This window comes from Arthrobacter sp. zg-Y1116, assembly GCF_024385485.1.
In the GTDB taxonomy this organism is placed as follows: domain Bacteria; phylum Actinomycetota; class Actinomycetes; order Actinomycetales; family Micrococcaceae; genus Arthrobacter_B.
Genome location: NZ_JANFLR010000004.1, coordinates 493,133 through 506,650 on the forward strand (window position 1 = coordinate 493,133; position 13,518 = coordinate 506,650).

Genomic DNA, 13,518 nt, shown 5'->3' on the forward strand with positions numbered 1-13,518 from the left:
GCGATGCACCCCAGCCCGAGGGCTGGGGTGCATCGCTGTTTACGCAGGAAAACTACTCGTTGTGCGAGTATCCCTTGGCCAACTCCGTGGTGGTGTCGGAACGGCCGATGCTGAATGCAACGAGGTACATGCCGGTCGCGGCGACCAGCAGAACGGCCATCGGCCACACGTTGTCCAGGGTCAGCCAGTTCACCGCGTAGATGGCGCCCAGGAAGATGGCGAACATCACGGCAAAGATGAGGATGTTGCTGACCAGATGGCCCTCGCCCGAGTGTGAAGGCTGCTTTGACCGTGTTCCAACCATGAAGTTCTCCGTTTCAAAAAGTGTCAGTAGCTATGCCGGTCAGTAGTCCGACGTGGCTTTGCTTCCATTAACAATAGCGATTCCCGAGCTCGCTCCGATACGCGTGGCCCCGGCATCGATCATTGCCTGCGCATCTTCGAGCGAACGGACACCGCCGGAGGCCTTGACTCCGAGGTCCGGACCGACCGTCCGGCGCATCAGGGCAACGTCTTCGGCAGTGGCTCCGCCGCCGTTGAAACCGGTGGAGGTCTTCACGAAGTCGGCTCCGGCTTCGACCGAAGCTTCGCAGGCCAGGACCTTCTGCTCATCAGTGAGCAGGGAGGTTTCGATGATGACCTTGAGGATGCCGCCGGCAGCATGCACGGCGTCGGCGACGGCTGCAATGTCGCGGACCAGGGCGGCGCGGTCTCCGCGCCGGGCTGCGGCGATGTCGATGACCATGTCGATCTCATCTGCGCCGTCCTGAAGCGCGCCCTGGGCTTCAAAGACCTTCACCTCGGTGGTGGTGGCTCCCAGCGGGAAGCCGATGACCGAGCAGGTGAGCACTCCGCTGCCCTTCAGCGCGTTGCGGACGGTACCGACCCAGATCGGGTTAACGCAGACGGACTTGAACTGGTACTCAGCGGCTTCGGAGCAGACCCGGAGGATGTCGTCGCGGCTGGCCTCGGGTTTGAGGAGCGTGTGATCAATATACGAGGCAATGGGTGTAGACATGGGATCTATCTTGCCATAGGGCAGTGGTGCCGCGTGGTCGAGATCACGGTGGCGGCGGGCTGCCGGGGCGTGCGCAAGGATGAAAAAATCGGCCGGGTCCGCAATGCGGAGCCCGGCCGATTCACCTTTGAGGTTATTAACCCACGCTGGGCCAGTTACCGTACGGCTGGACAATATTCTTGTTGGCGCCGGCCAAAGGAGCTGAGTCGGAGGTCTGGGCTACGGTGCCCGCCCCGAAGATAACGGCGGCCAGGAGTGCAGCTGCACCGAATTTTTTCATGTAATGCTCCTTGAGAGAAAAGGCTTATCGGTCGAAACACTAGAAGTATAGCTATGCTTAGGCACCTATTGATATGCGGTCGGGGGACTTTAGGGAATGCTGAGGAAACATTGCAGAACACCATTGGACCACTGTCGCAGGAGGGCCGGATTCCTTGGAAGCTGAACGAGACTACCTAGCAAACGAGTATCGGGCGCAACAGGCCAGGGAGCGCCGCGATTACCGAAAAGCCATCGAATACACGGAACTTGCCCGAGATTCTGCCCTTCAGGCCGGCGACAACTGGGGGTACTGCCGGCTAATGCTGGACATTATCCGATACCAGTACGATCTGGGGTTGGTGGACGACTGCATCCAAACGATCGAAACCCTCATCGCTCACCCTGCCATTCTGGAGTACCCGGAGTCCGGCGTCCGTGCACGGGTGCTTTACGCGCAGGTTCTGCAGGACAAGGGCGCAAGCGAGCGTGCCCTCCGTGCGGCGCAGGAAGCCGTAAGCATCGTTCCAGATCGGTCGAGGGAGTTGCGGACGGCTGCTCAGCACTCACGGGTGTCAACGATGGCGGAAGAGGGGGAGGTGGAGGCGGCATGGCAGGAAGCGATGGTGCTGGACTCCCTCGTTGGTCCTGAAGCAGGCGCAAGGGCTAGCGGCATGGCCTACTGGACGATCGGAAATTCGGCATTTATGTCCGGACGGATCGAGGAAGGACTCCGGTTCCACCGGCAGGCAGCAACGGCCCTGACCTCGTTGGGGGACGTCAACCTATGGGCACTGTTTAATAAGGCCTCGGCAAACCTGCGCATGGATGCAGGGGTAGTGGGGCCGGAGACCCTCGAATGCATTGAACGGGCGGAAGTAGCCATTTCGGTTTCCGAGGGAAACCTGGCCGACCGGCTGGAGATCCTTTTATCACGCGCCCACTGGGAACACTTGGCAGGAAATAATGGCGTAGCCGAACAAAAGCTCCGGGACGTGGCCATCAAGGCCGAAGAATTATTCCCGTATACCCGGGCACAGGCACTGATGGTTTTGGCGAGATGCCTGTTCGACCTCGGGCGAGCTGGGGAGGCATTGGACGCGGCGCGGGAAGGTGAACGACTATTCGACGGTATAGGGGCACCTGTCCAAGCCGAAAGAGCACGGGAGATTATCAGGACCATCCTCCGAAATGACTCCATCGCCCAAACAGCTGAACACGAAACGAAAAGTCAGGCCTAGGAACTCGATATTTAAGTATCGAAGGCGCACAATACAAACACCGTCTTTCGAATTATCGGCGGCAATCACGGACGAGCCGTTCCAAATCGGCGAGGGAATCCGCTGCATTTGATCCTGCGCAGCGACTTGGGGGAAGCATGGCTAGACGCGATAGATTGCAGTACGCAGGGACACGCCCTTATGCCGACCCGCAGAACCCGACGGACGGCAAGGGCGTGCTAACCGGGGATGAAAGGATTTCCCCCGGGCACATCTCGGTCGAATTCGCCGAGGAGGGACATTTGGTACTGGCGCTGCCGCCAGGTGAAGTGATCACCGGGACGATGGCCCTGCAGGCGGCAGAGAAGATCCAGGCCCTCGCCGGAGCCAGTACCCTGCCTCTGCTCCTGGTCTTGACTGGAGTGGATTCAGTATCCCGAAGCGCCCGCGACGTTTTCAGTGCGGCGCGGTCGCTCTCGGCGGTGGCCGTCATGGGTGTCTCGCCGGTGGACCGCGTTATTGCCAATTTTCTGCTGGGCGGCGAAGTGCAGCCGTGCCCCACCCGCTACTTCTCAAGCGAACCTGACGCGCTTGGCTGGCTGAAACGATTTGCGGTATGACACCTGACTCTGGAGCTGCCAATCTGCCTGGCGAAGCCGTCCGGCTGAACAGGATAGTTGAGGGCATTGTCAGTATCGCGGCGGGAAACCTCACATCGCGAATTCCCGTTTCGCCCGCACGCGACCAGATTGATGCCGTCAGCACGGGCATTAATCTGCTGGCCGAAGAACTGGACGATATTTACCGGGACCTTGAGCAGCGTGTGCAGGACCGTACCCAGGAGCTCCGGGAAGCCCACGCCCAGATGCAGCACATGGCCCTTAGCGACCCCCTCACCGGGGCTGGAAACAGAACTGCCTTGATGCAGGCAGCTGAGGACGCGTTGACGGTTTGGAACGTCGAGCAAGTTCGGGATACCGCGCCGGCGGTATTGATGGTTGACCTGGACGGGTTCAAAGACATCAATGACAGCTTCGGACACCAAGCGGGTGACCGGGTACTCCAAGAAGTGGCGACAAGATTGCTCGCCTGCGTGCCGGGGGATAGCACCGTTTCACGGCTCGGCGGCGACGAATTCGCGGTTCTGCTCCCTGACGTCAGCCGCATGTCCGCCCGGGCGACGGCCGAGCGTGTGCAGGAAGCACTGGGGTTCAAAATGAAGGTGGAGGAACTGGATGTCTGGCCCCGTGCCAGCATTGGCGTGCACCTTGCCGAGGTTGGGCAGTCCGCCGAAGACCTGCTTCTCCGCGCCGACACGGCAATGTACGAAGCGAAGGAAGACGGTCCGGGCCTGGTTCGGCTATTTGAACCGGTGATGCTCTACGCCCGCCAACTGCGGCGCAAAATGTCCTCTGATCTGCGCAATGCCGTTGAACGCAACGAGTTTCGGCTGGCGTACCAGCCCGTTGTAGATCTGGTCACCGGCAAGATGCAGGGTGTGGAGGTGCTGCTGCGCTGGGAGCATCCGACGCAGGGACTGGTCATGCCGGACATCTTCATTCCGCTGGCCGAGGAGAGCGGAGCCATCCTGGGGATCGGACGCTGGGTGCTGCGGTCTGCCCTGGAGCAACTAGCGCAGTGGCGTGAGGCCGATCAGGACCAGGACGGCTTCCATATCCGCGTCAACGTCTCCCCGTCTGAACTGCAGAGCATGGACCTGGTCGACTTTGTCCGGGCGCAGCTGCGGGAAGTCGGCGCAGCTCCGCAGGATCTGGTTCTCGAGATCACCGAGAGCGCTTTCGTGGGCAGCGGAGACGTTGAGACTTACTCCATGAGGTCGCTCAAAGCCCTGGGCGTCCGCTTGGAAATCGACGATTTCGGCACGGGGTATTCATCCATCAGCTACCTGCGGCGCCTGCCGGTGGATACCGTCAAGGTGGACCGCGCCCTGATCGCCGAGATCAGCCGCGACGAAGGGCAGCTGCAGTTCGTGGACGCCGTTCACCGGCTCATTCAGGCCGCCGGAATGGAAGCAGTCTTCGAAGGAATAGAGACCCTGGAGCAGGCTGAACTACTGCAGGACATGGGCTGCTGCAGCGGCCAGGGCTACTACTTCAGCCGGCCGCTCACCGCCGGGCAGGTGGGAACGCTCCTGACCAGCGGCAGCCGCCTGCCGCTGGCCACGGAACTGCTGGCGTAACCGGACACTGCTGGCCTGACCGGGCGCCCGGACGCAGGTGAAGGAAGCTCAGTTCCGGACCCGGTACCGCAGGAACACGACGCCGTTGGCGAATCGCTTCTCCTCCAGCAGCTCCAGGTCCAGCCGCAGACCGTCCGGAAGGAACCGCTTCCCGCCACCGACAATCACGGGGGAGAGCAGCTGCTGCAACTCGTCAACCAGCCCCGCCTGCAGCGCCTGGCCGGCGAGGTCCGCTCCGCCCACGGACACGTCGCCGTCGGACGCCTCCACGAGTGCCCGCACGGCAGCGGGATCGAACTCCCGTTCCAGCCGCGTGCGCGGGGCGGAGAGGCCGGCGAGGGTTCGCGAGAAAACCACCTTGTCCGCCCCCTGCCAGATCCGCGCGTACTCGTGGATGGCGGGCGGCTCGTCCTCTGCGGGGACGGCGTCCCAGGCAGCCATCACGTCATAAAGCCGCCGTCCCAACAGATGCGTGTGGACGTCCCGCTCAAGCCCGTTGACGAAGGAATGGACCTCTTCATCGGGCATGCTCCAGTCAAAGGACCCGGACTCGTCCGCTATGTACCCGTCGAGCGACGTGATGCTGGTGTAGATCAGCCGTCCCATGCCGGCCTCCCGCTTAGGTTAGAGTCCCAGGGCTGTCCGTACATCGGCCAGCACTGCATCCAGGGTTGCGCGTGCGTTCGAACGCGCAGCCGGCAGATCAGCCGCTGAACCGACGGGCTCAATCACCTCGAGGTAGCACTTGAGCTTCGGCTCGGTTCCGCTGGGACGGATGATGACCCGGGTGTTGTCACGGGTAACGTACCGCAGCCCGTCCGTGGGCGGCAGTCCGTTGGCGCCTTCGGCAAGGTCGACGGCGGTCTCCACCGGGGAACCGGCGAAGGAGGCCGGCGGGTGCTCACGCAGCCGCTGCATCATTTCGGTCAGCAGGCCCAGGTTCTCCACCCGGACGGAGAGCTGGTCGCTCTGGTGCAGGCCGTGCTCCAGGGCCAGCTCGTCGAGTTCGTCAAAGAGGGTCCGGCCCTTCGCCTTCAGGGCAGCGGCCAGCTCGGCCAGCAGCAGTCCGGCGGAGATGCCGTCCTTATCCCGGACCAGTCCCGGTGCCACGCAGTAGCCCAGTGCTTCTTCGTATCCGTAGGTCAGCTTCGGCACCCGGGAGATCCACTTGAACCCGGTCAGGGTTTCCTGGTGCTCAAAACCTGCAGCATCCGCAATGCGGGCCAGGAGGCGGGAGGAAACAATCGAGTTGGCGAAGACAACGCCGGACCGGGCTTTCTCGCCCCGTACCTTCCAGCGGCCGGCAGCGATCCGCCGGGCAATGTGGCGGCCCAGCAGGGCGCCGACTTCGTCACCGCGCAGCATGCGCCATTCGCCCGTGGCAGGGTCCTTGGCCGCGATGGCGGCGCGGTCGGCGTCCGGATCATTGGCCAGGACAAGGTCCGCGTCCCGCTCGGCGGCAAGCTTCAGGGCCAGGTCCAGCGCTCCGGGTTCCTCCGGGTTCGGGAAGGCAACGGTGGGGAAGTCCGGGTCCGGCAGTGCCTGCTCCGGAACCAGGGTCACCGAGGTGAACCCGGCACCGCGAAGCACGGCGGACATGGTTTCGCCGCCGACGCCGTGCATAGGCGTGAGGACGATGTCCAGGTCCCGTGCCGGGTAGCCTTCCCGGTGCGCCAGATCGTCGACGGCGCCGATGTAGTCAGCGATCAGCGACTCGGAAACTTCGGTGTAGCCGTCCGGTGCCAGCTCAATGGAGTCCAGCGGAACGGTGTAGTCGATCCGTGCGGCGATCTCGGCGTCGTACGGCGTGACAATCTGCGCACCCCGGCCGGGACCCTTGACCGTGCGGCCGCCCAGGTAGACCTTGTAGCCGTTATCCGCGGCAGGGTTGTGGCTGGCAGTGACCATCACGCCCGCGTCCGCGTCCAGGGCGCGGACCGCGTAGGCGAGCAGCGGCGTCGGAAGCGTGCAGGGCAGCAGGAACGTTTCGATGCCGGCGGCGCCGAAAACGGCAGCCGTTTCCAGCGCGAAGTCCTTCGACTTGTACCGGGCGTCGTAGCCGATCACGGCGCTGGGAGTCCAGTTGTCGCCGGCTGTGTCCTGCAGGAAGGACGCGATGCCTGCAGCGGTGCGCCGCACCACCACGCGGTTCATCCGGTTTGAACCGGCGCCCAGCTCCGCACGCAGCCCAGCGGTTCCGAACTCGAGCGTGCCGGCAAACCGGTCCGCCAGTTCCGCCGCAGCGGCGTCCGCACCGTCGGGGTCCGCACCGTCCGTGTCCGCGAGGGTGCGGAGGAGGGTGCGGAGCTCACGGGCGGTGTCCGGATCGGGGTCACTGTCCGCCCACGCGTGCGCGGCGGCGGTTAGTTCTTCGAGGTCGGCGGGGATCAGAGTCATGTGGATACCTACTGTTGCTGGTGCGGGTAGCTGTGCGGCGGAAAGCTGCTAGATCTTGTTGATGATCTCGGCGAGCAGCTTGGAGATGCGCGGTCCGGCGGCCTGTCCCGCTTCCAGGACCTCGCCGTGGCTCAGTGCCACCGGGCTGATGCCTGCGGCCAGGTTGGTGACCAGGGAGATCCCGAAGACCTCCATGCCGGCGTGGCGTGCGGCAATGGCTTCGAGTGCCGTGGACATGCCGACCAGGTCGGCGCCGATGGTCTTGGCGTAGCGGACCTCGGCCGGCGTTTCGTAGTGCGGGCCGGTGAACTGGGCGTAAACGCCTTCATCCAGGGTCGGGTCCACGCTGCGTGCCACGTCGCGCAGCCGCGACGAGTACAGGTCTGTCAGGTCAACGAACGTCGCGCCTTCGAGCGGGGACGTGGCGGTGAGGTTGAGGTGGTCGCTGATCAGCACCGGGGTGCCCGGCTGCCACTCGGGATTCAGCCCGCCGCAGCCGTTGGTGAGGACCATGACCTTGGCGCCGGCGGCGGCTGCGGTGCGGACACCGTGCACGACGGCGCGTACGCCCTTGCCCTCGTAGTAGTGGGTGCGTGCACCCAGGACCAGGGCGCGCTTGCCGTCGGTGGTGAGGACGGAGCGGATGGTGCCCACGTGCCCCTGCACGGAGGGGGCCGAGAAGCCCGGGATATCGGAGGCGGAGAGCGTAGCGGTGGTCTCGCCGATCAGCTCGGCGGCTTCACCCCAGCCGCTTCCGAGGACCAGTGCAATGTCGTGGGAGGGCACGCCGGTGTGCTCTGCAATGTAGTCGGCGGCCTGCTGGGCAAGTTCAAATGGGTCGTTAGTCACTTAACAAACTTACAGCCTTGCCGGCCTGCCGAAGTCCGCGCCTGCACCGCCGTTTGAGCGCCGTCACTCGATGGGACAGAATAGACCCTTGTGACCACCCAACTAGATTTTACTGCCCGAAAACTTGCGATTCTCGGAGGCGGCCCCGGCGGCTACGAGGCTGCCCTCGTGGCGGCATCCCTCGGAGCGGACGTAACCGTCGTCGAGCGGCAGGGGCTGGGCGGCTCCGCCGTGCTCACCGACGTCGTTCCGTCCAAGACACTTATTGCCACTGCCGATGTGATGACCCGGCTGAATGCGGCCCGGAATCTCGGCGTGGAATTCGGGGACGTGGCCTCGCCGGTCTACGCAGACCTGAAGGTGGTCAATCATCGCCTGCTGGCCCTGGCCAAGGAACAGTCCAATGACATCCGCAGCACCCTGGAACGGGTGGGCGTGAAGGTGAAGATCGGCGAAGGCCGCCTGCTGGACAACACCACCATTGAAGTCACCGCCGACGACGGCACCGTGGAAACGGTCAAGGCCGAAGCCTTGCTGATTGCCACCGGCGCGAACCCCCGTGAGCTGGAGACCTCCGTTCCCGACGGTGAGCGGATCTTCACCTGGAAGCAGATCTACAACCTCACCGAGGTTCCCGAGCACCTGATCGTCATCGGTTCCGGCGTCACCGGCGCGGAATTTGCCTCCGCCTACAACGGGCTCGGCACCAAGGTCACGCTGATCTCCAGCCGCGACCGCGTGCTGCCCGGCGAGGACGCAGATGCCGCCGTCGTGCTGGAAGACGTTTTCCAGGCCCGCGGCATGACCGTGCTCAGCCGGTCGCGCGCCGACTCCGTGAAGAATACGGGCGACGGCGTGCTGGTCACGCTTTCGGACGGACGGACTGTTGAAGGCAGCCACTGTCTCGTAGCCGTGGGCGCCATCCCGAACACCGCGGGCATCGGTTTGGAAGAAGCAGGGGTGCAGCTGGACGAGCGCGGCCAGATCCGGGTTGACGGCGTCTCCCGCACCACGGCCAACAACGTCTACGCCGCGGGCGACTGCACCGGCGTTTTCAACCTGGCCTCCGTGGCGGCCATGCAGGGCCGCATCGCCGTGGCACACCTCATGGGCGACGGCGTGAAGCCGCTGAAGCTCAAGACCGTGGCCTCGAACATCTTCACCTCCCCGGAAATCGCGTCCGTGGGCGTTTCCGAGGCCGACATTGCCGAGGGCCGGTACCAGGGCGACGTCATCAAGCTGTCCCTGCACACCAACGCCCGGGCCAAGATGATGGACGTCAAGGAAGGCTTCGTGAAGATCATTTCCCGCAAGGGCTCCGGCACCGTGATCGGCGGCGTCGTGGTCGGTCCGCGCGCCTCGGAGCTGATCTTCCCGATCGCCATCGCCGTCACCCATAAGCTCCACGTGGATGACCTGGCCAATACTTTCGCCGTCTACCCGTCGCTCACGGGCTCCATTTCCGAAGCCGCCCGCCGCCTGCACGTCCACATGTAACCAACTACTCTTCTTCTTCCCGCGCCCGCATCGGATTATCCGTTTGCGGGCGCGGGATTTTTTATGCCCGTGAACCGGCAGCATGAAATATTTGTCCGGCATATGGACACAAATCTCAAATAACGGACGCATGCTCCTACGATATGGATACTTCATTTCCTCTTGCGAAAGAGCTCCAATGTCTACTAAGAATCCCTCCGCGGCATCTACGCCGGCGCCGGCGCCGGCCAAAACCAATTCCAAGGGCCGCGTGATTGTTGCCAGCCTCGTCGGAACCTCCATCGAGTTCTATGACTTCTACGTATACGCAACGGCAGCAGTCCTCGTCTTCCCCCGGTTGTTCTTTCCGAATGCCGAGGGCATCACGGCCCTGCTGAGCTCGTTCGCCGTGTTCGGGGTGGCTTTCATTGCCCGGCCGCTGGGCTCCATCGTCTTCGGGCACTTCGGTGACAAGGTGGGCCGCAAGGGAACCCTGGTGGCATCGCTGTTGACCATGGGGATTGCGACGTTCCTGATCGGTTGCCTGCCGACCGCGGAAAACGGCTGGACGGTCCTCGCTCCCGCAATGCTGGTGGTCCTGCGGTTTGCCCAGGGCCTGGCCCTGGGTGGGGAATGGTCCGGAGCGGCGCTGCTCGCGACGGAGAACGCGCCGGCCAACAAGCGTGCCGTCTGGGGAACCTTCCCGCAGCTGGGCGCGCCGATCGGGTTCATCCTGGCCAACGGCCTGTTCCTGTTGCTGAGCTTCCAGCTGGATGCCGAGCAGTTCGACTCCTGGGGCTGGCGCGTGCCGTTCCTGGCCAGCGCCGTCATGGTGATCATCGGCCTGTACGTCCGGCTGAAGCTGGTTGAGACGCCGGCCTTCCAGAAGGTTGTGGATTCGGGAGAGGTCAGCAAACTGCCCCTGAGCCGCGCCTTCAAGTACAGCTGGCGCCCGATGATTGCCGGCACCTTCATCATGCTGGCGACGTATGTGCTGTTCTACCTGATGACCACGTTCACGCTGTCCTACGGGACCGCGGCCAAGAGCGCGGAAGCGGCCAAGGCCGCCGCGGAAAAGGCCGGCAAGCCGTTCGACCCGGAGACCTTCGCCGCCGGTCTGGGCTACGCCCGCAACGACTTCCTGATCATGCTGATCATCGGCGTGGTGTTCTTCGGGATCTTCACGCTCGTCGCCGGTCCGCTGGCGGAGAAGTTCGGACGCCGCAAGACACTGTTGGTTGTCACCGCCGGCATCTTCCTCTTCGGCTTCACGTTCTCGCCGCTGCTGGGCGGCGGAACCGTGGGGGTGATGGCGCTGCTGATCATCGGCTTCACCCTGATGGGCCTGACGTTCGGACCCATGGGAGCCCTGCTGCCGGAGCTCTTCCCGACCAACGTGCGGTACACCGGGTCGGCCATCGCCTACAACGTCTCCTCGATCCTGGGCGCAGCGGTGGCACCGTTCATCGCCGTCGCCCTGTGGCAGGCCGCGGACGGAAGCCCGTGGCTGGTGGGCATCTACCTGTCCTCCATGGCGGTGCTGACGCTGATCGCACTGTTCGTGACCAAGGAAACCCGCGACGTCGACTACGAAAACAATTCCAGTGAGGGCGTGAAGGTCCCCTAGGCCTTTCAAGCACACAGCAGCAGGCCCGGTTCCCGTGGGGGGAGCCGGGCCTTCTGCGTTTTGCGGTGCTGCTGCTGTTGCGCGGGGTTGCTCCGGGATCAGTCCAGAATCGAGGCGATGACGGCGCCGGCGGACACCGTCGCGCCGGGCAGGGCGCTCAGGCCGGAGATGGTGCCGGACTTGTGCGCGGTCAGCGGCTGTTCCATCTTCATCGCTTCGAGCACCACCACGAGGTCACCCTCGCGAACCGCTGCGCCGTCCTCGACAGCCACCTTGACGATGGTTCCCTGCATGGGTGAGGTCAGGTCATCGCCTGCGGTCGCGGTGGATGCACCGCCCCGGGAACGCTTGCGGGCCTTGCCGTTGCCGCGGGTGCCGTTGGATGCGCCGGCTGCGGGGCCGCCCAGGCCGGCCGGGAGCACGACCTCGAGCCGCTTGCCGCCTACTTCAACGGTGACGCGCCGGCGCTCGTCGTCGTCGTCGCCCGTTCCGGGTTCGCCGCTCCAGGCCGGGATGGTGTTCGCGAACTCGGTCTCGATCCAGCGCGTGTGGACGCCGAAGGTCTCCTCGCCGGTGAAGGCGGGGTCCGCAGCGACGGCGCGGTGGAACGGCAGCACGGTGGGCAGGCCGGCGACGTCGATCTCCGCCAAGGCGCGCCGCGCACGCTGCAGCGCTTCGCGGCGGGTGGCGCCGGTGACAATCAGCTTGGCGAGCATGGAATCGAAGTTCCCGCCCACGGTTTCGCCCGCTTCGATGCCCGAGTCAACGCGGACGCCGGGGCCGGTGGGCAGCTTGAACTCGGAGACGGTGCCGGGGGCGGGCATGAAGTTGCGCCCCGGGTCTTCGCCGTTGATGCGGAACTCGAAGGAGTGGCCGCGCACTTCCGGGTCGCCGTATCCCAGCGCCTCGCCGCGGGCGATGCGGAACTGCTCGCGGACCAGGTCCAGGCCGGTGACTTCCTCGGAGACGGGGTGTTCCACCTGCAGCCGCGTGTTGACCTCCAGGAAGGAAATGGTGCCGTCCTTGCCGACCAGGAATTCGCAGGTCCCGGCGCCCTGGTAGCCGGCTTCCTTGAGGATGGCCTTCGACGCCGAGTACAGGCTCGCGTTCTGTTCTTCGGTGAGGAACGGGGCCGGGGCTTCCTCGACAAGCTTCTGGTTGCGGCGCTGCAGGGAGCAGTCGCGGGTGGAAATAACCACTACGTTTCCGTAGGCATCAGCAAGGCACTGGGTTTCCACATGGCGCGGGGCGTCCAGGAAACGCTCGATGAAGCACTCACCCCGGCCGAACGCAGCTGTGGCCTCGCGGACCGCCGAGTCGAACATTTCGGGAATCTCTTCGCGGGTGCGGGCAACCTTGATGCCGCGGCCGCCGCCGCCGAAGGCTGCCTTGATGGCCAGCGGCAGTCCGTGCCGGTCCGCGAAGTCCAGGACATCCTGGGCCGACTCGACCGGATCCGCCGTACCCGGAACCAGCGGGGCGCCGACCTTGGCGGCAATATGCCGGGCCTGGACCTTGTCCCCGAGCGAGGAGATGGCGCTGGGGGAGGGGCCGATCCAGGTCAGGCCGGCGTCGAGGACGCGCTGGGCGAATTCGGCGTTCTCGGAGAGGAAGCCGTAGCCGGGGTGGATTGCGTCGGCGCCTGCCCGTGCGGCGGCGTCGAGGATCTTGTCCATGTCCAGGTAGGACTCGGCGGCGGTGCTGCCGCCGAGCGCAAAGGCCTCGTCGGCGAGGCGGACGTGCAGGGCGTCGCGGTCGGGATCGGCATAGACCGCAACGGCGGCAATTCCCTCATCGCGGGCGGCGCGGATGACGCGGACCGCAATCTCGCCGCGGTTGGCAATGAGGATCTTGGTGAGTGCCTTGGCGGGGGTCGCAGCAGGCGCGGGGATGTTCTGGCTCATTGGTGCACTGGCTCCTTTTGATCTGTTCGGAGCCTAGCGCGGTTTTGTGGTCTCGGGCCATAATGCGTGCTGTTTCTGCGTGGGAACCGCCCGTTCGTTGTGGGGATTCTACAAAAGGCCGGAGGTTCCCGGCGGTTGGTGGAAGTCGGGTGAGTATCCCTCCACCGCCGGATTCTCGAAGGTGCCAGTTCGATCTGGAGCCCGAACGAGATGGCGGGGAGGTTCGCGACAGGTGATGGATGGAGACATGAGATCCCCTAACCCATTGCCGGCTGCACTCCACGGCAGGCCTTTCACTGTGGCAGAAGCCGAAGCGCAGGGCGTTAGCGCGGAGCGGCTCCGTTCCTCCGACCTCTGGACACCGAGCCGGTCCGTGCGGGTGCCCGTGGGAGGCCGGTTCTCCCTGGCCGACAGCTGCCGGCCGTATGTGGAGTTATTGCCGGACGCCGTCCTGAGCCATGCGACGGCGGCGCGGCTGCACGGACTGGTGCTTCCTTGGCGGCTGGCTGAGGAACCGGTGATCCATCTGAGCCGACCCCCGGGGCTAGGGACGCCGAGGAGAAGGAATG

12 protein-coding genes are annotated in these 13,518 nt (G+C 64.6%); 5 read left to right on the forward strand and 7 right to left on the reverse strand.

Features of this window, described 5'->3' with window-relative positions; all coding sequences use genetic code 11:
* Window positions 1-52 precede the first annotated feature (52 nt).
* The 3 genes from NNX34_RS13690 to NNX34_RS13700 all read right to left on the reverse strand — a co-directional run bounded on the left by NNX34_RS13690 (window position 53) and on the right by NNX34_RS13700 (window position 1,298).
* Window positions 53-304 (reverse strand): hypothetical protein, encoded by a 252-nt coding sequence (locus NNX34_RS13690; protein ID WP_229952409.1) that lies wholly within the window; start codon window positions 302-304, stop codon window positions 53-55.
* A 39-nt stretch (window positions 305-343) separates the two neighbouring features.
* Window positions 344-1,018, reverse strand: coding sequence for a deoxyribose-phosphate aldolase (deoC, locus tag NNX34_RS13695; protein WP_255767061.1), 675 nt, complete (start codon window positions 1,016-1,018; stop codon window positions 344-346).
* 136 nt (window positions 1,019-1,154) lie between these two features.
* On the reverse strand, window positions 1,155-1,298 hold the full coding sequence (locus NNX34_RS13700) for a hypothetical protein (protein WP_255767062.1): 144 nt from the start codon (window positions 1,296-1,298) through the stop codon (window positions 1,155-1,157).
* A gap of 154 nt (window positions 1,299-1,452) precedes the next feature.
* On the opposite strand from NNX34_RS13700, the gene NNX34_RS13705 reads away from it, so the two are divergent.
* The 3 genes from NNX34_RS13705 to NNX34_RS13715 all read left to right on the forward strand — a co-directional run bounded on the left by NNX34_RS13705 (window position 1,453) and on the right by NNX34_RS13715 (window position 4,696).
* A complete protein-coding gene (locus tag NNX34_RS13705) occupies window positions 1,453-2,517 on the forward strand; it encodes a hypothetical protein (RefSeq protein ID WP_255767063.1) in 1,065 nt (354 codons plus the stop codon).
* A gap of 137 nt (window positions 2,518-2,654) precedes the next feature.
* Window positions 2,655-3,116 (forward strand): STAS/SEC14 domain-containing protein, encoded by a 462-nt coding sequence (locus NNX34_RS13710; protein WP_255767064.1) that lies wholly within the window; start codon window positions 2,655-2,657, stop codon window positions 3,114-3,116.
* The gene (locus NNX34_RS13715) at window positions 3,113-4,696 is read left to right on the forward strand and encodes an EAL domain-containing protein (protein WP_255767065.1); all 1,584 of its coding nucleotides are present in this window, start codon (window positions 3,113-3,115) and stop codon (window positions 4,694-4,696) included. The genes NNX34_RS13710 and NNX34_RS13715 overlap by 4 nt, the downstream gene beginning before the upstream one ends.
* Before the next feature lie 48 nt (window positions 4,697-4,744).
* Here NNX34_RS13715 and NNX34_RS13720 read toward each other — a convergent pair whose 3' ends face one another.
* Genes NNX34_RS13720 through NNX34_RS13730 form a run of 3 tightly spaced genes read right to left on the reverse strand, consistent with a single transcriptional unit; the run spans window position 4,745 to window position 7,942 of the window.
* Window positions 4,745-5,302, reverse strand: coding sequence for a dihydrofolate reductase family protein (locus NNX34_RS13720; protein WP_255767066.1), 558 nt, complete (start codon window positions 5,300-5,302; stop codon window positions 4,745-4,747).
* Window positions 5,303-5,320: 18 nt separating this feature from the next.
* Window positions 5,321-7,093 carry a phospho-sugar mutase gene (locus NNX34_RS13725; protein ID WP_255767067.1) on the reverse strand — a complete coding sequence of 591 codons (1,773 nt, stop codon included), beginning with the start codon at window positions 7,091-7,093 and terminating at the stop codon, window positions 5,321-5,323.
* Between the two features lie 48 nt (window positions 7,094-7,141).
* Window positions 7,142-7,942 carry a purine-nucleoside phosphorylase gene (locus NNX34_RS13730; RefSeq protein WP_230024962.1) on the reverse strand — a complete coding sequence of 267 codons (801 nt, stop codon included), beginning with the start codon at window positions 7,940-7,942 and terminating at the stop codon, window positions 7,142-7,144.
* 90 nt (window positions 7,943-8,032) lie between these two features.
* Between NNX34_RS13730 and NNX34_RS13735 the strand changes: the two genes are divergently transcribed.
* Together NNX34_RS13735 and NNX34_RS13740 are read left to right on the forward strand one after the other, a co-directional pair.
* Complete coding sequence (locus NNX34_RS13735) at window positions 8,033-9,439, forward strand: NAD(P)H-quinone dehydrogenase (protein WP_255767068.1); 1,407 nt, start codon at window positions 8,033-8,035, stop codon at window positions 9,437-9,439.
* Window positions 9,440-9,617: 178 nt separating this feature from the next.
* The gene (locus tag NNX34_RS13740; protein WP_255767069.1) at window positions 9,618-11,045 is read left to right on the forward strand and encodes an MFS transporter; all 1,428 of its coding nucleotides are present in this window, start codon (window positions 9,618-9,620) and stop codon (window positions 11,043-11,045) included.
* Between the two features lie 98 nt (window positions 11,046-11,143).
* Here NNX34_RS13740 and NNX34_RS13745 read toward each other — a convergent pair whose 3' ends face one another.
* On the reverse strand, window positions 11,144-12,949 hold the full coding sequence (locus tag NNX34_RS13745; protein WP_255767070.1) for a biotin carboxylase N-terminal domain-containing protein: 1,806 nt from the start codon (window positions 12,947-12,949) through the stop codon (window positions 11,144-11,146).
* Window positions 12,950-13,518: the final 569 nt, after the last annotated feature.

Coding starts and splice junctions, on each gene's coding strand:
- NNX34_RS13725 (WP_255767067.1), bottom strand. CDS start 7,093: ATGACTCTGATCCCCGCCGACCTCGAAGAACTAACCGCCGCCGCGCAC.
- NNX34_RS13745 (WP_255767070.1), bottom strand. CDS start 12,949: ATGAGCCAGAACATCCCCGCGCCTGCTGCGACCCCCGCCAAGGCACTC.
- deoC (WP_255767061.1), bottom strand. CDS start 1,018: ATGTCTACACCCATTGCCTCGTATATTGATCACACGCTCCTCAAACCC.
- NNX34_RS13700 (WP_255767062.1), bottom strand. CDS start 1,298: ATGAAAAAATTCGGTGCAGCTGCACTCCTGGCCGCCGTTATCTTCGGG.
- NNX34_RS13740 (WP_255767069.1), top strand. CDS start 9,618: ATGTCTACTAAGAATCCCTCCGCGGCATCTACGCCGGCGCCGGCGCCG.
- NNX34_RS13690 (WP_229952409.1), bottom strand. CDS start 304: ATGGTTGGAACACGGTCAAAGCAGCCTTCACACTCGGGCGAGGGCCAT.
- NNX34_RS13720 (WP_255767066.1), bottom strand. CDS start 5,302: ATGGGACGGCTGATCTACACCAGCATCACGTCGCTCGACGGGTACATA.
- NNX34_RS13715 (WP_255767065.1), top strand. CDS start 3,113: ATGACACCTGACTCTGGAGCTGCCAATCTGCCTGGCGAAGCCGTCCGG.
- NNX34_RS13710 (WP_255767064.1), top strand. CDS start 2,655: ATGGCTAGACGCGATAGATTGCAGTACGCAGGGACACGCCCTTATGCC.